General features: G+C 52.7%; 19 protein-coding genes and 1 pseudogene. 7 read left to right on the top strand and 13 right to left on the bottom strand.

The genetic code is table 11. From position 1 onward, the window contains the following. Positions 1-3: 3 nt before the first annotated feature. The 5 genes from V6N04_RS12845 to V6N04_RS12825 form a co-directional block, all read right to left on the bottom strand. A complete protein-coding gene (locus V6N04_RS12845) occupies positions 4-1,587 on the bottom strand; it encodes a hypothetical protein (protein ID WP_371170582.1) in 1,584 nt (527 codons plus the stop codon). 243 nt (positions 1,588-1,830) lie between these two features. After that, the gene (locus V6N04_RS12840) at positions 1,831-2,322 is read right to left on the bottom strand and encodes a universal stress protein (RefSeq protein WP_371170581.1); all 492 of its coding nucleotides are present in this window, start codon (positions 2,320-2,322) and stop codon (positions 1,831-1,833) included. A 25-nt stretch (positions 2,323-2,347) separates the two neighbouring features. Beyond that, positions 2,348-3,688, bottom strand: a complete 1,341-nt coding sequence (locus tag V6N04_RS12835) for a TRAP transporter large permease (protein ID WP_371170580.1) — start codon at positions 3,686-3,688, stop codon at positions 2,348-2,350. Beyond that, complete coding sequence (locus V6N04_RS12830) at positions 3,688-4,263, bottom strand: TRAP transporter small permease (protein ID WP_371170578.1); 576 nt, start codon at positions 4,261-4,263, stop codon at positions 3,688-3,690. The genes V6N04_RS12835 and V6N04_RS12830 overlap by 1 nt, the downstream gene beginning before the upstream one ends. Positions 4,264-4,326: 63 nt before the next feature. Beyond that, complete coding sequence (locus tag V6N04_RS12825; RefSeq protein WP_371170576.1) at positions 4,327-5,343, bottom strand: TRAP transporter substrate-binding protein; 1,017 nt, start codon at positions 5,341-5,343, stop codon at positions 4,327-4,329. Between the two features lie 183 nt (positions 5,344-5,526). Here V6N04_RS12825 and V6N04_RS12820 point away from each other — a divergent pair, with 183 nt between their 5' ends. Both V6N04_RS12820 and V6N04_RS12815 read left to right on the top strand, forming a co-directional pair. Beyond that, positions 5,527-6,465: a LysR family transcriptional regulator gene (locus V6N04_RS12820; protein ID WP_371170575.1), complete on the top strand. Its 939-nt coding sequence runs from the start codon at positions 5,527-5,529 to the stop codon at positions 6,463-6,465. A gap of 706 nt (positions 6,466-7,171) precedes the next feature. Further along, positions 7,172-7,723 (top strand): hypothetical protein, encoded by a 552-nt coding sequence (locus V6N04_RS12815; protein ID WP_371170574.1) that lies wholly within the window; start codon positions 7,172-7,174, stop codon positions 7,721-7,723. Between the two features lie 7 nt (positions 7,724-7,730). Here V6N04_RS12815 and V6N04_RS12810 read toward each other — a convergent pair whose 3' ends face one another. From V6N04_RS12810 to V6N04_RS12795, 4 genes and pseudogenes are all read right to left on the bottom strand, one after another. Next, positions 7,731-8,519: an ABC transporter permease gene (locus V6N04_RS12810; protein WP_371170573.1), complete on the bottom strand. Its 789-nt coding sequence runs from the start codon at positions 8,517-8,519 to the stop codon at positions 7,731-7,733. Further along, complete coding sequence (locus V6N04_RS12805) at positions 8,516-9,268, bottom strand: ABC transporter permease (protein ID WP_371170572.1); 753 nt, start codon at positions 9,266-9,268, stop codon at positions 8,516-8,518. The genes V6N04_RS12810 and V6N04_RS12805 overlap by 4 nt, the downstream gene beginning before the upstream one ends. A 9-nt stretch (positions 9,269-9,277) precedes the next feature. Further along, complete coding sequence (locus V6N04_RS12800; RefSeq protein WP_371170571.1) at positions 9,278-10,042, bottom strand: transporter substrate-binding domain-containing protein; 765 nt, start codon at positions 10,040-10,042, stop codon at positions 9,278-9,280. 40 nt (positions 10,043-10,082) lie between these two features. Then, positions 10,083-10,878 (bottom strand): annotated as a pseudogene (locus V6N04_RS12795) (ABC transporter ATP-binding protein). A gap of 96 nt (positions 10,879-10,974) precedes the next feature. On the opposite strand from V6N04_RS12795, the gene V6N04_RS12790 reads away from it, so the two are divergent. Genes V6N04_RS12790 through V6N04_RS12775 form a run of 4 tightly spaced genes read left to right on the top strand, consistent with a single transcriptional unit; the run spans position 10,975 to position 15,183 of the window. After that, the gene (locus tag V6N04_RS12790; protein ID WP_371170570.1) at positions 10,975-11,616 is read left to right on the top strand and encodes a TetR/AcrR family transcriptional regulator; all 642 of its coding nucleotides are present in this window, start codon (positions 10,975-10,977) and stop codon (positions 11,614-11,616) included. Continuing rightward, positions 11,613-12,797, top strand: coding sequence for a pyridoxal phosphate-dependent aminotransferase (locus V6N04_RS12785; protein ID WP_371170569.1), 1,185 nt, complete (start codon positions 11,613-11,615; stop codon positions 12,795-12,797). The genes V6N04_RS12790 and V6N04_RS12785 overlap by 4 nt, the downstream gene beginning before the upstream one ends. Beyond that, positions 12,794-14,404: a 5-guanidino-2-oxopentanoate decarboxylase gene (locus V6N04_RS12780; RefSeq protein ID WP_371170568.1), complete on the top strand. Its 1,611-nt coding sequence runs from the start codon at positions 12,794-12,796 to the stop codon at positions 14,402-14,404. The genes V6N04_RS12785 and V6N04_RS12780 overlap by 4 nt, the downstream gene beginning before the upstream one ends. Further along, complete coding sequence (locus V6N04_RS12775; protein WP_371170567.1) at positions 14,401-15,183, top strand: arginine deiminase family protein; 783 nt, start codon at positions 14,401-14,403, stop codon at positions 15,181-15,183. The genes V6N04_RS12780 and V6N04_RS12775 overlap by 4 nt, the downstream gene beginning before the upstream one ends. A 1,632-nt stretch (positions 15,184-16,815) precedes the next feature. Here V6N04_RS12775 and V6N04_RS12770 read toward each other — a convergent pair. Both V6N04_RS12770 and V6N04_RS12765 read right to left on the bottom strand, forming a co-directional pair. Beyond that, on the bottom strand, positions 16,816-17,229 hold the full coding sequence (locus V6N04_RS12770; RefSeq protein WP_371170566.1) for a universal stress protein: 414 nt from the start codon (positions 17,227-17,229) through the stop codon (positions 16,816-16,818). 69 nt (positions 17,230-17,298) lie between these two features. Beyond that, positions 17,299-18,672 (bottom strand): alanine/glycine:cation symporter family protein, encoded by a 1,374-nt coding sequence (locus V6N04_RS12765; protein WP_371170565.1) that lies wholly within the window; start codon positions 18,670-18,672, stop codon positions 17,299-17,301. Between the two features lie 255 nt (positions 18,673-18,927). Between V6N04_RS12765 and V6N04_RS12760 the strand changes: the two genes are divergently transcribed. Beyond that, entirely contained in the window at positions 18,928-19,542 is a 615-nt protein-coding gene (locus V6N04_RS12760; protein WP_371170564.1) for a helix-turn-helix domain-containing protein, read from the top strand. Positions 19,543-19,551: 9 nt separating this feature from the next. On the opposite strand, the gene bhcD is transcribed toward V6N04_RS12760, so the two are convergent. Together bhcD and bhcC are read right to left on the bottom strand one after the other, a co-directional pair. After that, a complete protein-coding gene (gene bhcD / locus V6N04_RS12755) occupies positions 19,552-20,517 on the bottom strand; it encodes an iminosuccinate reductase BhcD (protein ID WP_371170563.1) in 966 nt (321 codons plus the stop codon). 61 nt (positions 20,518-20,578) lie between these two features. Next, positions 20,579-21,742 carry a 3-hydroxy-D-aspartate aldolase BhcC gene (bhcC, locus tag V6N04_RS12750; protein ID WP_371170562.1) on the bottom strand — a complete coding sequence of 388 codons (1,164 nt, stop codon included), beginning with the start codon at positions 21,740-21,742 and terminating at the stop codon, positions 20,579-20,581. Positions 21,743-21,748: the final 6 nt, after the last annotated feature.

Raw genomic sequence — 21,748 nt, 5'->3', positions numbered from 1 at the left:
GAGTTAGCGTTTGTGGACCACCAGCACTTGATCGCGCCGGTTTTTGTTGAACTTGGCCTGAAAGATGAAACAACCAGAGATATCAATACGAAGGGCGTTCAATTGTTCCGCAACATCTGGGTCCGAGTGCTTGAAGACACCATGCTTAATGTAGTTTTGGAAAAGTGGTGCAGTCTTGGTGATCCCCGGCTTCTCGATTTCGTCAGGCTGCCAGCGCAGATCCTCGACGATATAAATACCGCCGGACCGCAGATTGCCAAACAGTTCCAGAAAGCTGTTTTGTTGATGATGAGACGCATGGCTCGCATCATCGACGATGATATCGAATGGTGTGTCTGGCGATCCGATTGCAGCCCGAACATCTTCACGCGTATCCATGCTTCCCAGGTGAAACGTAAACCTCGGCGCGCTGAACCCGCTGAAATCTTTCGAGTCAAATCCATGGATGCGCGCTTTTGGAAAATACTCCATCCACATCTGGATAGAAGGCGCCTCCGAAGGATCAAGACCTGGTTGCATCCCGAGTTCCAGAAACGAGATAGCACGATTGCGATAGGGCAGGAACAGCATCTGATAGAGCTCTGTATACCGATGCTTTGCAGACCCCTTGTCCGAACCATAATTGTCGGCAAGATCCGTTAAGTTAAGTTGCCCACGACCATAGCGCTCTGATGGTTTGATGGGGGCGATATTTGCATCGTCTCCAGCCTCGATCGCTGACTTGGTCTCGGTTGGCTTCTTATCTTTGTCCTGTTTCGGCTTACCTTTGTTGGGGATAGGTGCCTTTTCAGGATCAATGCCGTGTTTCACCAACAGACGCCCCAACAGGCTTTTAGGGTGAGGCGCACCACCTTCTTTTTCCACAATCCGCGCACGGATGCGCCGACCATACAGGTGTACCGAGGAAGTGTTCTCGGTCACATAAGGCGAGGTATCGAAATTTCGGCGCAACATTAGGCGACGGTCTTTGAAGGTAAACGGATAGAGCGCTTCCTGAGGTAGGGCATATTTGACCTCGCCGGTCGCGTGAAGGAAATGCGTAACCGCATGCGGCCCCCAAACACCCCAGGGCTGTTCGCCCGCATGAACCGGATTTCCCGCGTCTTTTGCAGCTTGCAACTCTTCCACATAGTCTTCGCCATACCATGTTGGGATAGCAAACTCGTCATTCGTGTAGGCGATCAGTTGCTGCAAAGTATCGCAGTCTTGCGGCAGGCCCAGAACCCCACCATTAATGTGCTTTGCAGACTCCCAGCCATAGAAATGTCCGTTCGGCGTAATAAACGGCTTCATGCAATATGCATCTGTGTCCGCCCAGATCGTGTTGTCGCTTTTTGCCAACATCCGATATCGAAACAAGTCGGAATGCAGCGCTGGGCTACCAGTCCGTTCGTGGGTCAGAAAATTCGATTGGGGCAACACCTCATTCGCATCGGCAAGCTCCACCTTGTCAGGTACGTTTTGAAGCGGTCCATAGTGGTAAAGAACAACTTTGTGCCCCGCATCGACAAATGACTTCACGCAAAGCTGCTCAAGGAAACTCAACGGACCTTCCATCCACAGCATCGCAATGGTGGGTAGTTTCATACGGTGACCCCAACTAATAGAATACTGGGCTGCTCGATGCCCGTTTTTCTGCAGTCTAATGTGAAGCCATTGGTGACGCAAAGACCTTTGTGAGGTTGCTGTGATCTTGACGCAACCATGCGGGGTCTTTCATGTCGACCAGCAAGGTTCCATATTATTTGAGGCCATCCACTGAAGACGACTGTAAGTGCATGAAAAAATGGCGGCCAAAGGCCGCCAAGTTTCACAACGTTGAAGTAAAAATTAATCAGACGGGTTTGGCACGATTAGTGTTGGGATAGAGGATCGTCGCAAAACACGTTTGGTCACCGTGCCAATGAAGGTGTGACCCGTACCTTGCTCATGCGTTGCCATCACAATCAGCTGGCAATCAAGCTCGGCCGCACGTTGCAGGATCATTTCCGCCGGGTGTCCATCAACAAGTTCAACGGATCCCACTGCGGAATACGCCTCTTTGTCTTTACCGGACAGCGAGTTCAGAAATTCCTTCTGATTTTGTTTAAGCATCTGTTTTACGGACTCGTGCCGATCCCGAATGGCTTTCTTGCGTGATTCGTCATCCTGCATAAACATCTGCAGTGTTACGACTGCATCCTGTGAAAGGGGCTCAGTTACGTGAAGAACATGCAACTTCGCTCCGTTCGCGCGCGCCATGGTCAGAGCATGGCGCAACGCATTATCAGAGTTCTTCGACAGGTCCGTTGCGAACAGAATGTCTTTGACTTCAGGTAGCATTAGGAATTCCTTTCTGTTGCAACGATCAATAGCCCATCACGCGTGGAAGCCACAGCGCAATTTCCGGGAAGAAAGCGATGATGAAAATCGCGACGGTATTGATAAGTGCGAAAGGTAGCGCCGCCACTGAGATCCGCTCGATCGAGATGTTCGAAATACCTGAAGCGATAAACAGGTTCTCGCCCAAAGGTGGCGTTTGAAACCCAATACCCAGAGTACACACCATGACCACGCCGAAGTGGATGGGATCAATGCCCATGCTATACGCTACCGGCAACATCACCGGGACAAGGATCAGAATGGTTGCCAGCGTCTCCATAAACATACCCACGAAAAGCAGGAAGAAGATCACCAGAGTCCAGATGATATACAGGTTGTCTGTAATCGACAACATGCCCTCGGCAATGACCGCAGGGATCTGGTTCTCAACCAGCAAACGGCCAAACACTGTTGCTGTAAACATGATCAACAGAACACGACCCGTCAGCCAAGTCGTGGTCTCCAGTGACGTGAACAGCTTTTCCCAGCTCAGCTCGCGATAGATGAAAGTTCCGACGATCAGAGTATAGAAGATCGCGACAATCGCTGCCTCGGTTGGAGTGAAGAAGCCAGAATAGATACCACCAAGGATCACGACCGGCGCCATTAGCGCCCAAAATCCCCGGTACAGCTCGCACCAAATTTGACGCGCAGACCAACCTTCGCTTGAACCTTTATAACCATTCTTCTTAGACAGAATGTAGTTCATCACCAACAAACTTCCTGCGATTAGGAAGGCCGGCATGAACCCAGCAATAAAGAGCTTCGGAATCGATACTGTTTGGAATTGACCATGCTCTGCGACTGCTTCGGGTGGGGCGGGCATACCAAGTGCCGCAATGCCGAAGATGATAAGCGGAATAGATGGTGGAATGACGATACCCAGACCACCCGAAGACGCTGTAATAGCTGAAGCGTAGCTGCGGCTATAACCACGGTCAATCATGGCCGGGATCATAAGCATGCCCACTGCCGCAGTCGTCGCAGGGCCGGAGCCCGAGATCGCGCCAAAGAAGAGGCAAGCAAAGACAGTTGCCGCGGACATCCCGCCGGTGAAGGGGCCGGCGAAGCTTTCGGCCACGTTGATTAGCCTTCGAGATAAGCCTGATGCCTCCATCAAGGCGCCGGCCAGAATAAATGCGGGTAGAGCCATCAGTGGGAATGACCCGACGGATGTGAACGCGATTTGTACGAATTTAATCGGGTTTTCGCCGAGGTACAGGAACGTCAACAGGGTCGAAACACCCAAAGCAACTGTGATCGGTGCTCCGATGAAAAGAAGCCCAAGAAAGCCGCCAAATAGGAGGAGTACGATTTCAGATCCCATCACTTCTTCTCCTGTTCTTGGGTAATTGTATCGATATCAATTTCTACAGCACCGGTTTCAGCGCGCACTTCGTCCAGATCAATTGCATCCGGGTCGACCAGATCCTCATCCAAGATGATCTTCCTGTAATTCACCTGGAGGATGCGAATGGTCATCAGGGTGAACGCAATCGGTAGGACGATATAAACCCAGCTCAGATGGAACCCGAGGGTCTGCGATGACTGGAACTTGTTCATCTTATTGAAGATGAAATCGATCGCCAGATAGATAAAGTAGACGTTGAAAAACAGCCAAAACAGGTCTGCAAAGGCTTCAATATACCTAATCGCGCGCGGCGAAAGGAACTTGAATTGAAACGTCACTCGGTTGTGGGCATTCATCTTGGCAGCGTAGCTCGCGCCAAAGAAAACAAACCAGACGAACATATACACCGAAAGCTCTTCTACCCATGAAAATGAGAAATTGAAGAAGGTTCGTACGATAACTTGCAAAAATAGAAGGCATACAAATACCGACAGCAAAGTCCGGCATATATAGCTTTCTATATTGTTGAGAATTCCCCAAAATTTGGTCATTTGCCCCTCACCATTTGTGAGGAAAGCGCCCTAGGGCGCCTTCCGTTTCTTGTAATGAGTAGATTATTGCGAAACGGGGTCGCGACCGATGGCGGCCAAGACTTCGTTCAGTTTCTCTACACCACCGATGCTTTCGTAGAAGTTCGGCCATACGGCAGCAGTCGCCAGATCAATGAACTCCTGTTCGTTGTTCTCTGGGATGGAGATCTCCATACCTTTTTCAACCAGCAGGGCTTTGATTTCAGCTTCTTTGTCGCGCAAGAATTGAGCTGACGCTTGAGTGGCAGCCTTGCCTGCTTCAAGAATATTGTTCTGGTCTTCTTCGGACAGGCCTTGGAACACCTGCTCGGAAATGATCAGAGGTTCAATTGAGAAGATGTAACGAATTTCTGTTACGTACTTCTGAACTTCGTAGAACTTCATCGCGTTGATGGTCGTATACGGGTTGTCCTGTCCGTCAACAACTTTGGTTTGAAGGCCAGCAAAGGTTTCCGACCAAGCCATTGGTGTCGGGCTAATGCCCCAAGACTTGTATGTGTCGATCATGATCTCGTTCTTAGGAACACGGATCACGAGACCTTCAAGGTCTGCAACGGACTTAACGGGTTTCTTGGAGTTTGTCAGAACCCGGAACCCAGTGTAGGTCCAGGCAACAATGCGGACGCCAGCGTCCTCAATTGTCTTTTCTGTCAACTCTTGCCCGATCGGACCCTGGGTCAGCGTCTCGGCGTCTTCGAGGCTGAGGATCACATATGGCAATGTAAACACGCCCACCGAAGGTGAGAACGGCGTGATGTTGTTAATAGCAAGCAGCGACATATCAAGTGTGCCGATGGCTGCTTCGTTTACAGTGTCCTGCTCCGACCCAAGTTGGCCGTTCAGGAACAAAGTTGCGGTATCCTTGCCGCCAGAGATTTCTTCAAGCGCAGCCTTGAATGCCAAGCCCGTCGCCTCTTGGCTTGATCCGCCACTATCGCCAACCGCGATCTTGAAATTCTTGGCATATGCCGGTGCGGCGAACGCAATCGCCGCGACCGAAGCCGCCATTGCGAACGAAGACAGTTTATTGATGAAAGTCATAATACCTCCCTTGGTATGAAACTCATGTTTTCTGAGCATAGCGCGATTCTGTCTTTTGACATGCACACTCATTCGAGTGCTTGGAGCTTAGATTGCAACTACCGTCGAGTTAATGCAAAGTAGTTGACGTAATGTTTGATAAAAAGGAAACATACCATTCCCCCTAAATCTACAATAACCCGCTTGGCGGACGCCGACATCCGGCTTCTGCAAATATTCCAGACCGTGGTTGCATGTGGAGGATTTACCGCCGCAGAATTCGAGTTGAATATTGGGCGCTCGACAATCAGTAAGCACATATCTGACTTAGAAACCCGGCTGAAACTAAAGCTTTGTCACCGCGGGCCGGCTGGATTTTCACTGACCTCTGATGGACAACATGTCCTCAACTCCGCCGAGGAGCTTTTTTCCTCGATCGACAAATTCCGAGAGCAGATCGACGAAGCGCGGTCGGACCTAACGGGGAAACTAAAGATCGCTTTTTTTGATCATTCTTCGTCAAATCCCGAGGCCAACATCTTCGGCGCGGTCCAATTATTTCGCGATAAGGCGCCGGGAGTGACGCTTGATATCGCGATGGAGCCACCGAACGTAATTGAAGAAGGCGTCATCAACGGGCGGTTCAATTTAGGCATTGTCCCCCTTCACCGCCAATCACCGATGTTAAGCTACACGGGGCTTTATCGGGAACACATGCGCCTGTATTGCGGCCAAGGACATGAGCAGTTCGATAGCGGGGCCGGCGAAATTCAACTTACCGAAATTAGAAGTTTCTCGTTCGCGGGGCTAAGTTTCAACTCACCGAATATGGCCGTACACCAAAAGCTAAAGTTGAGAAAATCTGCCTTCGTTCAAAACGAAGAGGCGCTGGCTCTTCTCATCCTCTCGGGCCGGTATCTCGGGTTCCTTCCAACCCACACAGCACAACCATTTCTGGATTCTAACCTCATTCAGCTGGTCAGATGTGATGCAGCAAAATTCTCGTCGACCATGGCCGCCATTGTCCGCAAAAGCGCATCCACGGGTCGAAGGTTGAACCTGTTTCTGGATTGCCTGAAGTCTTCACATGGTGGTGAAAAATACCAAGATGGCCAACAATCAATCAATGCACGGCTCGGTTGAAGAGACCTCGGCGGCCCGCCCATCCGCAAAACCTTACAACTCCACACAACGGGGATGACGAGCGCGGTCAAAGTCGTCATCTCGTGCCGATCGGCAAAGAAACCTTTCCTTCGGCGGTCACCCGACAACCCGCTACGTCCGGTATTGTACGATATTGCCGGTCTCCTTCCTCGACCGAATTTCGTGTGAGCTATCTCAAATAGAAAACTTCCCCGTGGATGCCATGTACTGGATTTCCGCTAAGACGCGGGATGTGTTATCATGGTTGCATTGGATAACTACGATACCACCATTAGTTATCGCCTTTGGACGAAAGGATCATTAGCTTGCGTGATTGCAGAAAATATCGACCCCGATAGTACAATGAAGACTCTCGCTCCCATATCTTCGCTTTTTGGAAAGCCGCTCTGACGCTGGTCATTGGTTCGGCTTTGCTTAGCTACCGCTTTCTGCACAACCCGCTCAACCCGTCTCTGGCGCATTGTCCACCGCAAAAGCGGACGGCCAACTGGTGACGCCCAGCCTTCCACTTTACAGGCTTGAGGTTCAAAATGGTCAGTTGATAACGACGGCCACTTACATGAATGGGGACTGGGTGGACCAAACACCGCCAACGGTGTTCAACTCGTATCAACCACAGAGCGTTGTTACTGCCAGGCAATCAAGATGTACGATAGTGTTTGGCGCAAATCGATGGCAGGCATTTTTGACAACCTTCTACGTTGTTGTGCCCGAAGGAACACGCAGCGTTCTTTATGCCATGAAGGCGTGCGGGAAGGCCCCACTGGCTTTCAACTTGCTGCAATATCGCAACCAGAATTCAAGTAAATTCGTGAACCATGCTCAGATGGCCGCGATTGCCAGCGACCGACCGATGGGATCGACGGTCACCGTTGTGGCGGCTGGAGAAATGGACGTTATCAACGGCGGGATCGTCTATATGGACAATTGCAGTGGCCATTTTAAACCCACAATCGGGGCGACGCTCAGTTACGTGTCGCAGTTGACGGCGCCGCTGGCAGTCCCGCACCCACTGATGCTGTCGCAACCCTTGCATGCGGCTGTCTCCGATGGGGCCATCAACGCCGCGTCGATTGCGCAAAACTTCATCCGCCAACTACCTGGCGGTGCCAACGATGTTCCGCAGCGCAAAATCAATAATACAACGGGCCATCAAACAGGCGTGCGTGCGGGAACCGGTGATTACAATTCTGCTCATCCCAATATCAAAAAGATCAATATCGTGAAAGGATTATAGAGTGCCCTCAGGTGTCGCGCGGTGCATGTCCCAACACGCGGACTTCCAGCCAGTGAAATGCCAGCGCAATAAGCCCAGCTAGTAGAATATAAAACACCGCCAGAAGAATGAGGGGTTCGTAGACGATGAACGTATCCGCCCGAACCCGCGAGGACACTGCGTAGATATCGACGACAGTAATTGTTGCAACCAGCGGCGTCGCCTTCAGTTGCAGAATAGTTTCGCCACCCAACGTCGGAAGCACGTTGCGAACCGCCTGCGGTAGCCAAATCCGGCGGAACATGGTCAGTCGTGGCATGCCGAATGACTTCGCAGCCTCCAACTGTCCTTTGGCGACGCTCTTGAACGCGCCGCGCATGACCTCTCCTTCATATCCGGCATATGACAACGTCAGCGCGAGCACTGCGTAAGGCCACGCCTGGCGTAGATAAGGCCAAAGCTCTGATGATCGTATCCAGGGATACTGTGGGAAAAGAGAGCCCAGACCATAATACAACAGCCAGAGTTGCAGCAGTAAGGGCGTCCCGCGGACGACGGTGCAAAATATCCGGGCGGGCGCGGCAAGATACCAAGGCCCAACAGCCTGCGCCAACCCAAGCGGGACAGCCAACAGAAATCCGAGCACCACTGTAACGACCAGCAACCAGATCGCCGTCCAGATCCCTTGTAGTGCCAACGGTGTATATTTCGGAATCCAATCCCATCGTAGTGAATACCCGCACCATAAAACGATCGCGGCAAAGATCAGCATCATCACGATACGATGCGGCTGCATCAGGGCTTTGAAATCGATCATCTGCCACCCCCTTTCAGGGATGGCTGGCCTCGCCGCGCCCATTTTTCTATGCGAGAGAAGATGCCTCCGGAAAACAGCGTGACCATCAGATAGAGAAATCCTGCTGCCAAGAAAAAGGTAAAATAAGCCCGAGTGCTGCTGGCGGCCTGTCTGGTTTCAAGTGTCAGCTCGTTAAAGCCGACCACCGCAAGCAACGCAGTATCTTTGGTCGCGATAAGCCAAAGGTTGGCAAGGCCCGGAACTGCAAAACTCATCATCGCGGGGATCGTGACACGGCGCATCGTCATGAACGCAGGCATGCCATAGGACTTTGCTGCTTCAATCTGGCCAGGCGGTACGGCCTGAATAGCACCACGAAGGATCTCTGTCGCATATGCACCCTGAACGACACCCAGAACGCAAATCCCGGCAGCGACTCCGTTGATCTCAACCCGGTCACCGCCAAGACTGGTTACGATCTTGTTGATCGCGTCCGTGCCGACATAGTAGAGGATCAGGATCAGCACCAGCTCAGGAACGGCGCGGATTACCGTTGTGTAAATAGCGAGAAGATCACGTGTGACCTTCCCGCCATAGAGTTTGCCGTATGCACCGAATAGTCCGATCACCAGCCCAAGCGCAAATGCACCAAAGGCAATCTGGAGCGAGTGGGCCAATCCGCGTAGCAGATTGCCTCCCCATCCCGGCGGTGAGAGCGACAGAAGTTCCGCGCTCTGTGCCAGGCCCAACATATCGAGCAGTCCGGTCACGGCAGCTGTTTAGTAGATGCTCGTGCTGAAGTAGTTTTCAGTTATCTTTTCATGCGTGCCATCAGCCAGAATAGCCGCAATACCTTTGTTGAGAGCCTCTAGCAGTTGATCTTGCCCTTTTCTAACTCCAGCGCCGACACCTCGGCCCAGAATGGCAGGGTCGTCTTTGACCGCGCCTTTAATCTCACAACACGCCCCCGCGTCTGAATTCACGAAATCTGCCATAGCAATACTGTCGGCTTGGATCGCATCTATGCGACCAGCAAACAGATCCTGATTGGCCTCATCCTGTGTCTGATAGACGCGAAGTTCAGAATCCTTGAAATATTCCTGAGCATAGGCCTGATGGATGGTCGAAGCTTGAATGCCGACGATCTTGCCCGCAAGTGATTCCGGTGTTGCTTCGATATCCATCGATTTGTCAGCAACAATCACTGCAGGAGTGTTGTAATAAGGGTCGCTGAAGTCGATGGTTTTCAGGCGCTCTTCGGTGATCGACATTGACGCCATAATGGCATCGATCTGCTGGCCTGTAAGTGAAGGGATAATGCCGTCCCAGGCGACAGGTGTGATCACACAGTCCAGTTCGGCCGCCGTACATACGGCATTGATGACGTCAATTTCCCAACCGATCCAGTTGCCCGAACTGTCAAGCGATGCGAAAGGCGGATAAGGTTCCGCTGCGATGCCGATCTTGACCTGATCGGCGCTCGCCGCACCTGCGGTGATCGTTGCTGCGGCAAAGCCAGCGAATAGCAGTGATTTGAGGTTCATTTTGTAACTCCCTGTTGATATTTTGTTCTGGTTTGATCGGTCAGCCAACTGTGCTGAGGAATTGTTTCAATCGTTCAGATTTGGGACGACCAAAGACTTCGGCAGGTGGTCCCTGCTCTTCGATACGGCCTTGGTAGAGATACACGACGTGGCTGGCCACTTCGCGCGCAAACTTCATTTCATGAGTAACAAGCAGCATGGTGCGGCCTTCGGCGGCTAGATCTCCGATTACCTTAAGGACTTCGCCCACCAGCTCGGGATCCAGCGCCGATGTTGGCTCGTCAAACAGCATAACTGAAGGATCGACTGCAAGCGCGCGCAATGGCAGCGCGCTGTTGCTGACCGCCTGAAAGATATGCCGGGAAGGTGTTGGCCTTGTCCCCTAGGCCCACTCGTTTCAGCAGCACATGGGCCTGCGCAATCGCCTCGGCCTTGGGGACCTTTAACACATGCACCGGCACTTCTATTATGTTCTCCAGCAGGGTGCGGTGGGTCCACAGGTTGAATTGCTGGAACACCATAGCAAGCCGAGTCCGGATACGCTCGATCTGTCGGCGATTTGCGGGGCTCCCGTCAGAGCGCATCTCGACCTCTTCACCACCGATCACGATCTTGCCGGAACTGGGGGTTTCAAGGAAGTTGATACAGCGCAGCATCGTGGATTTGCCCGATCCTGAACCGCCAATGATCGCAACAACATCGCCTTTTTTTGCAGCAAGCGAAACGCCCTTGAGGACTTCCAGTGTGCCAAAAGACTTATGCAAATCCTCTACCCGGATCGCCTCGTCCTGCGAAGACGCGTCAGGTGTTGGCGTCGCTGCGGTGGTTGTTTCCATTTCTTGCTGCACTTCCATTTTCCGCTTGTAGTTAAGACGCGCATCCAGCAATTATGCAAGTGTATAATTAAGCAATCTGGCAAACTGGATCCCAACGTGAGCATTGCCCGCAGGAAATTTAAACGCGAATCCGCTGAAACGCGGAAGGAAGCGCTTGTGCAAGCCACGCTGGATTTGGTGGCCGAAAAAGGGGTGCGTGGGGCAACCGTTAGGGAAATTTCTGAACGGGCTGACGTAACTCAGGGGCTGATCCGCCACTACTTCAGCACCAAGGAAGAACTGATTTCGTCCGCCTACGAATATCACATGACGATGTTGACGGACCAAACGGCGTCCTCGGTCCTAGAAGGATCTGCAAGGGCTCGGCTTGCGGGGTTTGTAGCAGCGTCGCTGACGCCCCCGGTGGTTGACCCGCGGTCGGTTGCATTGTGGGCCGGGTTTTTGAACAAAGTACAACACGACGGCGAAATGCGAGCGATCCACGAACGCACCTACGAGTATTTCCGAGATCATCTAGAAGGGTTGATTGATGGCGCCTTGGCTGAGGCAGGACAGAACTGTCCGAAGGCGCGATTGAAACAGTTGGCGATTGCGTGCAACGCGGTGATCGACGGGTTGTGGATGGAAGGCGGGGCGTTGCCGGATGCATTTGATACTGGTGAGCTCGCCCGGATTGGCCTCTATTCAGTCGGTGCAATCATTGGAATTTCATTGGAAGAAAAGGCGGCAAAGCCATGAGGTTAACTGCAGTGACGGAACGATTGGCAGGCTTAGGTGGTGCCAAGTGGGAAGTGCATCTGAAGGCCCGCGACCTGATCCGGGCTGGCGCCGACATCGTTGAAATGACAATCGGCGAGCCTGATGTACCGACGCCACAGCCGCTGATCGAGTCGGCGGTATCGGCTTTGCGCTCTGGCCGGACGGGCTACTCAAACGGGAGAGGTGAAGCCGGGTTGTTGGATGCGCTGGCTGAACGCTATTCGCAAACGCGCGGGCGGGTCTTTACACCTGAGAACTTTCTGTGTTTTCCGGGTACACAGACCGCGCTGTTTGCGGTGATGGCCGGTATTGCTGAGGCTGGCGACGAGGTTTTGGTCGGCGACCCGATGTATGCCACTTACGAAGGGGTTGTTTGCGCGTCAGGGGCCAAGATGGTGCCGGTCCCACTGCGATCGGAACACGGGTTTCGAATGCAGGCTAGTGACCTTGCGGCCCGCATAACACCCCGCACCCGCGCCATTCTGCTTACCACGCCGCACAATCCAACCGGTTCGATCCTAAGCGCGGATGATATCGCCCAAATCGGCGAATTGGCGATCAGGCATGGCCTGTGGATCATTTCGGATGAAGTTTACGAAGAAATGGTGTTCGATGGTGCAGATTTTGTCTCACCGCTGACGGACCCGGCGCTGGCCGATCACGTTATCGCGGTATCGTCGGTGTCCAAATCGCACGCTGCGCCCGGGTTTCGAAGCGGCTGGTGTGTGGGGCCAAGCTCATTTTGTGAGGCACTGTTGCCCCTTTCTGAAACCATGTTGTTTGGCAACCAGCCCTTTATTGCAGACATGACCGAACAAGCCGTGCGCAACGGATCTGATGTGGCGTCTGGCATGGCAAAACGGTTTGCGGCCCGTGCTACGGTTTTGGCAGATCGCCTGAATAGTGAATCTGATCTAACTGTGCATCGGCCTAACGCGGGAATGTTTGCATTAATCAACGTGTCTGCAACCGGGCTGGATGGGGATGCGTATGCTTGGGAGCTTTTGCGAGCTGGTGTTGCGGTGATGCCAGGATCGGCCTTTGGTGACAGCTTAAGAGATTGGGTGCGTGTGGCGCTGACCATTGATGACAATGAATTCAACACTGCGGTCGACAGGATCGTTGCTCATTCAAACAAAAAATCCAGTGACGTCGCATGAGAACCCCAACTGTTGGAGAGGCACTGGTATCAAACCTCAAAACACGCGGAGTGACCTGCGTGTTTGGCATTCCGGGCGTGCACACCATCGAGCTTTACCGTGGGCTTGCCGCTTCTGGTATTCGCCATGTCACCCCGCGACATGAGCAAGGTGCAGGATTTATGGCCGATGGTTATGCACGGGTATCGGGCAATCCGGGCGTGGCGTTTGTTATCACTGGCCCGGGCCTGACCAACACGTTGACCCCTATGGCACAGGCCCGCGCAGATTCAGTACCGATGCTGGTTGTATCTGGTGTCAATCCAACCAGCACATTGGGAAAGGGAATGGGGCATCTGCATGAATTGCCCGACCAGTTGGCGCTGGCAAGAACAGTTGCACTGATTTCAGAGCAGGTGTCAGAAGCCAAGGACCTGAATCCGATCCTAGACCGCGTGTTTGAAGGCTTTGCCAATAGACGGCCTGGTCCGATGCACATCGAGGTGCCGTTGGATCTCGCAGGTAGTGCACAAGAGGGTCCGGCAGATGCCATCTCTAACCCTTCAGATGCCGCAGATCCGATACCAGTTGCCGAAGCTGCAGCACTACTGACAGCAGCAGAACGTGTGGTCATTCTCGCCGGTGGTGGAGCGAAGCGAACGACGGGTTATCTCCAGTCTCTGGCTGAACGCATGGATGCGCCGGTGGTGCAGACTGTCAATGCGCGTGGCGTGATGCATGGCCATCCCCTGACTGTACCCGCCAGTCCCAGCCTGCCCGCGGTGCGTAAGCTGATCGAAAATGCAGACTGTGTGCTGGCACTGGGAACCGAGTTGGGGCCAACTGATTACGACATGTATGCAACGGGTCACATGGCAGAGATGCCAAGGTTGATCCGCGTGGATATATGTGCTGCGCAACTACAGCGACACCCAGCTGAGCTTGCCATTCACGGCGACGTGAAGAACGTCATTCCGGCATTACTGAAGGCGTTACCAGTAGGACAAAACCGGACTGGGGGGGCAGAGCGCGCGGCTCACGCTAGAACCGAAGCCTGGGACGAGATTGGTCCGGATTACCGACGGCAGGTCGAAGTTTTGAAAGCGATGCGGGAAGCACAACCCAACGCTCTGATGATCGGGGATTCCGCGCAACCAATCTACGCGGGCAATCTCTATTATGATCACGACCGAGCCGGAGGTTGGTTCAATGCCGCCACCGGATACGGCGCACTTGGCTATGCCATTCCCGCAGCCGTTGGGGCCGCGATCGCGGCACCGGATACGCGCGTCATCTGCATTGTCGGCGATGGTGGGGCACAGTTTTCACTGCCCGAGATTATGGCTGCCGTGGATGAGGGCCTGCCCATCACCTTCGTGATTTGGAACAATCATGGCTACCAAGAGATTGCCACCTCGATGCGAGATGTTGGGGTGAAGATCATCGGTTGTGATCCGACACCGCCCGATTTCGCCGCCACCGCGACATCTTTTGGTATCCCGTTTGAGCGGGTGGCGAACGAACCACAAGCGGTCGCAAACGCATTGCACGCGGCATCCAATACACATGGACCAGTGATGGTCGAGATTACCGCCCCGACCTTTGAGCCTGAAAAGGAACGAACATGAGCGACCCGACTTTCGAATTTTCCCGTGCAATTACCCGCCGACCGGCGCCGACGATTGCAGGCGGGCTGCGTGCGGAGGACATCGGGAACCCCGATTTCGATGGGATGTTGGCGGCACATCAAGCCTATGTTGCTGCGCTGAAAAGCACGGGGGCTGAGGTGGTCGAACTTGACGCACTCGATGCGTTCCCTGACGCTCAGTTCGTCGAAGATACCGCGCTTTGTCTGCCGCAGGGCGCGGTGTTGATGCGGCCCGGCGCGCCGTCTCGTTTAGGTGAAGTATCTGAAATGGCGCCAACACTTAGCAGGTTCTATGATGATCTTCGCGAGATCACTGGTCCCGGGCATATCGAGGGGGGCGACATCCTTGTGACAGGCCGTGAAATTCTAGTAGGCCGCTCTGATCGGACCGACGCCAAAGGTGTCGCCGAATTGAAAAAAATCACGTCAGAGTGGGGCTATAAACTACGCGAAGTGTTCACCCCCGAAGGGGTGCTACATTTCAAGACCGATTGCTCGTTAATGGATGCCGAGACAATCCTGTCAACACGACGATTGGACGCCTCGGGCTGCTTCGACGGCTATCGTGTACTTTATGTCGCCGAAGGCGAAGAGGCCGCCGCAAACGCCATTCGCTTCAACAACTTGGTCCTAATGGCAGCTGGTTCCCCACGCACCGCCGAAATACTGGACCATGCAGGATTTGACGTTGTCGAGATCGACAACACCGATTGCGCTAAGCTTGACGGCGGAATGTCTTGCCTATCGCTGCGGTTCTAAGAGCAGAGGAGCGCGCATCGGGGTTCGAATAACAATATAAACATGACCGCAAGCCCCAGAATATCGATGAACGCACGCTACTCAGCTATCTCACCAACCCCTTATGGATTACTTCTATCAGGCGATGAGAGGATGAGGGGCCTATTGGGGTTGGCTACGGTCCAGAATGCGCTTGGTGCAGTGGATTGTTCCTCCTAATGCCCGTCTGAGCACGCTCGGGCCCCTTGGGCCAAAAAGCAGGGAGTAGGGTGATATGCGTGATAGATCTTAAGAACGGAGATCTTGAGTATGAGCATAAAACCAACACACGACGTCTTACTGGCCGAAAACTTCCAAGCGGGCGACGGCGAGGATAAGGCATTTTTCACCAACAGTGGGAGCACCAGAGGCTTCTTTTCTGGACTGAGGCCATTTCGGAGTGCGAGAGCATCTCGGTTGTCCCCAAAAATCCGATGATCTAACCGACGCAAGAAGGGTGGCATTGGCCAATATCCTTTTTCTGTAATTCTAGGCTCATGTGGCGCTTACTAGCATGAGATGTCGGATCACCTATTAGTGAGACTGCGGTTGCAACAAAATCAAATACTTAGAGTTTTGAATTTCTGAGACTCAGGAATTCGAGAATTTCTAGCTGAACTATCAGTAAACGGCCCTTCGTATATCGCGCTGAGAATGGCCGGAAAGTGCCCACTGCAGCCATTGCAATTTTTCGCTGCGGTCGCTCTCAGCGTAAGAAATGCCGCGTGGGCGAGCAATTCCGCGCCGCTACGCGGCGGTAAGATCGGCCATTCATCCTAGCTACAGCAAGGATCAGTGCACGATTTTTCAGATTACGGACCAAGTAGGTTGTTGCCGCAGCCGTAACCGTAGCGCTGTTTGTACTAGGCCACCCTTAGTGAAAATACTCTGCCGACGGACAAGGATCCAATGCCACAAACTACATATGGTAGGACGCGCTTGACGACCTCCATAATGACGTTCGGGGGGCGATTTTTACCTAACATACTGTTTTGCGACTTTAATTTGCTTAAAGGCGCATAATCAATGTTATGTTGTTTATAGGGTTACTTAGTAGTATTGGTTAATTAATTAGATTCAATTAACTAGACTCACACCTGTTGGGGTCGATTCAAGCTGCGTGCAGAATAGGACGGTAAGGAGATTTTCTTCAACGTCGCGCCGTCAAGCGTCTCAATATCTCTAAAACAATGCCTGAAACACCCAATGAGACACCGAAAGAGACACGATCATCAAAGCGAGGTCGTTTGAGGGAGGAGCAAAGTGACGCTCCAAGCCCCTTGGTTTGTGAGTAGTCGTTCATAGACTATGCCACGAAAGAGGAAAAAGCCCATAGAAGAAGTGTTCAAGTCTCGCTGCGCGCGCAGCACCAAGATTGCCGCAGGTGCACACACTTCGGCTCCGCCTTGCAGCAGAGTTTCCGGTCATTCGCTCGCCGCTCAGCATTTCTTGAGGCCGGAATGTACGGATCGTGGGACGGATGCGTCCTTTCGCTGCGGTTTCCTCGAATGGCAGCATTTGCTAAATTTGTTGCACCCATACGATAGTTGATCTTCGAGTTTCCCACGACGCATCGGGGAACTTCTGCCACTATGAAGAGTTCCCCGATTGTATTCATGATCGGACGACAACAACGCTGCAATGCGCGTTGCGCACGACGCGCGCTAGGTTCGGCCCGATCTCATAGTTTGGGAAGTCGCCTTTTGCGGATGCCATGACGATCATGTCGAACCCTTCGCGGTGAGCAAGTTTCAAAATCTCGCGGTAAACGCTACCTTGCTCGATGTGAATGGTAATTTCCGATTCACCGCCGCTTGCCAAAATCTCGCGTATTTTGCCTCTCACATGATCCTTCGCCCCTGCGCCATAGTTGGCTGGCAGGTTCGGCAGTTGGATAATCTCAGGAATGACTGAAACAGCGTGCAATTCTGCGCCATAATGTTTGGCTTGTTCACGCGCCATCGGCAGTGCCTTTTTCCAGGATTGTTCATCCGTGTGATCAATTGGCAGAAGTATTTTCGTTACCATCTCTCATCTCCTCGCAGTCTATCTGGTTCTTGGTTGGGAGGGCCATGGAATAGCCCTCCTTTAGATCAGCTATTCGGCAGCCGTTTGATCCGGTTCTTCAGTTGCACCGTTCGAGGCAAAGAACTCCTTGGTCAACTTGAAGACAATCGGACTGAGAAGCGCCAAGGCGATCAAGTTCGGAATGGCCATCATCGCATTCAAAGTATCTGCCAACAGCCAGATGAACCCAAGATCAGCTGTCGCACCAAAGTAGATCATGATGATCCACAAGATACGGTAGGGCATCAGTGATTTTGCGCCAAAGAAGAACCCGATGCACTTTTCGCCATAAAACGACCAACCAAGGATCGTAGTGAAGGCAAAGATCGACAGTGAGATCGCAATCAATGATCCACCAAATCCCGGCAACGAGAGTTCAAATGCATGTGCAGTCAGCGCTGCACCGGATTCGCCGGATGTCCAAGCACCTGAAGCGATGATCGCAAGGCCCGTGATTGAACACACGATGATCGTGTCAATGAACGTGCCCAGCATCGCAACCAGACCCTGGTTGACAGGTCCTTTTGTGGACGCCGCAGCATGCGCGATCGGAGCAGAGCCAAGGCCAGCTTCGTTCGAGAAGACACCACGTGCTACACCAAAGCGGATCGCCATCCAAACAGCGGCGCCTGCAAATCCACCTTCAGCGGCAGATGGCGTGAACGCATGTGTGAAGACCAAGCTGATAGCATTGCCGAGACCACCAATGTTAATCAGCAGAACAACAAGACCAGCAAGGATATACGCAACAGCCATGAACGGAACCAATTTACCAGCAACAGCGCCGATCCGGCCAATTCCACCGAGGATAACAGCAGCCGTCAGGACCATCAGAACAACACCTGTAACCGAAGTGTTGACACCAAATTCCGAATTCAGAACGCTGGCAACACCGTTAGCCTGAACACCGTTACCGATACCAAATGCCGCGATGCCACCGAACAATGCGAACGCCGGCGCAAGCCAGTACCACTTCTTGTCCAGACCATTTTTGATATAATACATCGGACCACCGACGAAATTCCCAAGCTCATCCGTTTCGCGGTATTTCACCGCCAACACGGCCTCAGCGTATTTCGTTGCCATGCCTACAAGCGCCGTTATCCACATCCAGAATAACGCGCCCGGTCCACCCAAGAATACCGCTGTCGCAACACCGGCGATGTTGCCCGTACCAATGGTCGCGGACAGCGACGTCATCAGCGCGTTGAATGGGCTGATCTGTCCTTCGCCGCTGCTTTCACGACCTGCGAACAACAGCCGAAAGCCTGTGCCAAGTTTCAGGATCGGCATGAATTTCAAGCCAACCTGGAGAAAAAATCCTACCCCCAGGATGAGGACCAGCATGAGTGGCCCCCAAACTACGCCATTAATGGCTCCAACTATCGAGTTTAACGCTTCCATGGTTTCCTCCCAATGCGTTTCGGTTAAGCCCTGCATGCAAACGCGGTATGCGGCGCAGCAACAGTGCGGGAGGGAACGCCGGAACCTGTAACCAAGCCGATGAATTCACATCGCTTGTCGCACCTGGCGATTCCCTCAAACTGATCACATGTTTCCTATAAGGGATTTATGCTATTAATCAATACATTTTCTCGTATAGACACGATTGTGATCGGACGAGTGGCGTTGTATGCCTATGATAGACAGTGAGGAAACATGACTGATAACATCGACAGCAATGAAACAATTTCCGATGGTACGTCCGCAGAAATGGACAGCAAAGCGCTTGCCAAATCGATCCGTGAAGCGCGCCAAACCAAAGGTTGGACTCTGGAGGAGACGGGCCGTGCCGCCGGAATAGGACGGTCCACACTATCAAAAATAGAAAACAATCAAACGCGCCCGAGCTTTGAGATCGTGCGCCGTTTGTCCCATGCGCTGGATATGAACCCTCCACAATTGTTCATGCAGAGCGGCAATGAGGGCATTTCGGGTCGCAGGGATTTCACAGCCAAAGGTCATGGTGAGCCACGAGATACCGCAACCTATGCGCATGAGCTGTTATGTAACGAACTGACCAGCAAGAGCATGGTGCCCTACATATCCACGATCAAAGCTCGGGATGTATCTGAGTTTGAAGCCTGGATCAGGCATTCGGGTGAAGAATTCATGTATGTGCTTAGCGGCGATCTGACCTTCCTGTCCGAGCATTATCGCCCGCTTAAGATGACAGCGGGCGATTCACTGTACTACGATAGCGGTATGGGACATGGGTGTATTTCAACCAGCGAAGAAGATGCCGTTGTCCTGTGGGTGTCGCTAGAACGCTAAACAGGCGCTCTAGAAATCCACTTCTATTGCGACACCAGCTGCAACCGCGAGATCAACGACGGCGGACGCGACTGCCAAATCCTGCAAACCAACACCCGTGCCATCAAATAGGGTAAGTTCGTCGTCTGAAGTCCGACCGCTATGGGTGCCGTTGATGACTGCGCCGATTTGATGAATGTCAGATTGGTTTTTAACCCCCTGAGAAATCGCATGCTGGCTTTCACCCAAAGTAACAGCTTGCGCGACTTCGTCGGTAAACACCGTCGCGCGGGTAATCAAAGCGGCTTCCACTTCTTGTTTGCCGATTGTATCGGTGCCCATACATGCAACATGGGTGCCGTCAGAAACATGTTCGGACATCAAAGACGGTTCAAATGACGACGTAATCGTAACGATTACATCGGCATCACGCAGCCCTGACAGTTCGACTGCCTCGAAAGGCAGGCCCGCTTCTTCGGCAACTTTTGCTAGGTTTGGCAACATCTCCGGGTGCAGATTCCAACCAATCACCTTTTCAAAGCTGCGCTGTTCAAGAGCTGCGCGCAGTTGGAACGTCGCCTGATGACCCGCTCCAACCATGCCAATAACTTTGGCATCCTTGCGCGCCAAATGATTGATCGACACAGAAGATGCGGCAGCTGTTCGTAAAGCCGTCAGCAAATTACCACCCACCATGGCCCGCGCCTTTCCGGTGTCCGGGTCGAACAGGAAGACGGTAGACTGGTGATTGATCATGTCGCGTTTCTCAAAATTGTGGGGCCAATAACCACCTGCTTTCAGACCCAAAGACTGTCCGACCTTATCGAAGCCGCCTTTGAACCCATAAAGCGCGTCTTCATGGCCAATAGCCTCGCGGATGACTGGAAAGTTGTAGGCATCGCCAGAGGCCATAGCAGCAAAGACTTGCTCTACGGCCTTGTAGGACTCATCGCGGCCAATCAGATTCCCAATTTTCGCTTCAGGTACGATAATCATTCGATCACTCCGATAATTTGGATTGCGGCCGGGCGCGAAACTGCGCCCGACTTTGGTGGGATCAGTAAGCTTTTCCGCGGGCAGACACAGGCCACACGGTTTCGACTTTACCGTTGCGAACACCAACGTACCAATCGTGGACATTACAAGTTGGATCGCAGTGACCCGGGACCAATTTCAGTTTGTCATTCACTTTCAACACACCGTTTGGATCACCTACAATGCCATGTTCATCAGAGCATTTCAGGTATTCCACATCGTCACGGCCATACACAAACGGCAGACCTGAATCGACGGATTGCGCCTTCAGACCCGCATCCACTATGGCCTTGTCAGCTTTGGAATGGCTCATCACGGTGGTTAGCAGGAACAGTGCATTTTCCCATTCACCGTCATCAATCCGCTTACCGTTCTCGTCCAGAATCCGGCCATAATCGGCGTCCATGAACGCGTAGGAGCCGCATTGGAGTTCGTTGTAAACGTTTGACGTGCTTTCAAAGTAGTATGACCCGGTACCGCCGCCGCCAACGATATCGCATTCCAAGCCATTGCTTTTCAGGCCCTGAACGGCATCTGCAACCTGTGCTATGGCAATGTCGAGTTTTTCCTTGCGATCAGAATAAAGATCCATGTGCTGCATCGCGCCCTGATAGGCTTGGATACCAGCGAATTTCAGGCCATCTGCAGCATCGATTAATTTCGCGATATTGACGACATCTTGGGTAGTGTTCACTCCACAGCGCCCCGCACCGCAGTCGATTTCGACCAGTGCTTCAATTTGCGTGCCGTTGCGAACAGCCGCGTCCGACAGGGCCTTCACATTTTCCGGGTCATCCACACAAACTAAGATGCGTGCGCCGAATTTCGGCAGTTTGGCCAAACGCTCAATCTTGGCCGGCACGGTCACCTGATTGGACACCATCACGTCTTTGATACCGCCTCGGACAAATACCTCGGCTTCGGATACCTTCTGGCAGCAAACGCCCACCGCAGCACCCAAATCCTGTTGCAGCTTCAGAACATCGACAGATTTGTGCATCTTGCCATGAGCTCGGTGGCGCATGCCGTTGGCTTTTGCGTAATCGCCCATCTTTTTAATGTTCCGCTCAAGTGCATCAAGATCAAGAATAAGGCATGGCGTCTGGATGTCGGCCTCATCCATTCCGGGCTTAGCAGGAATGTCATAGCCTACGTCAAAGTCATTGAGGTTCAGAGGTTTGTTCATTGCGGG

The sequence above is a fragment of the Aliiroseovarius conchicola genome, from assembly GCF_041403445.1.
Lineage (GTDB): Bacteria > Pseudomonadota > Alphaproteobacteria > Rhodobacterales > Rhodobacteraceae > Aliiroseovarius > Aliiroseovarius conchicola.
Note: the sequence above shows the minus strand (reverse complement) of the source record. Positions and strands in the feature narration are given on the sequence as shown.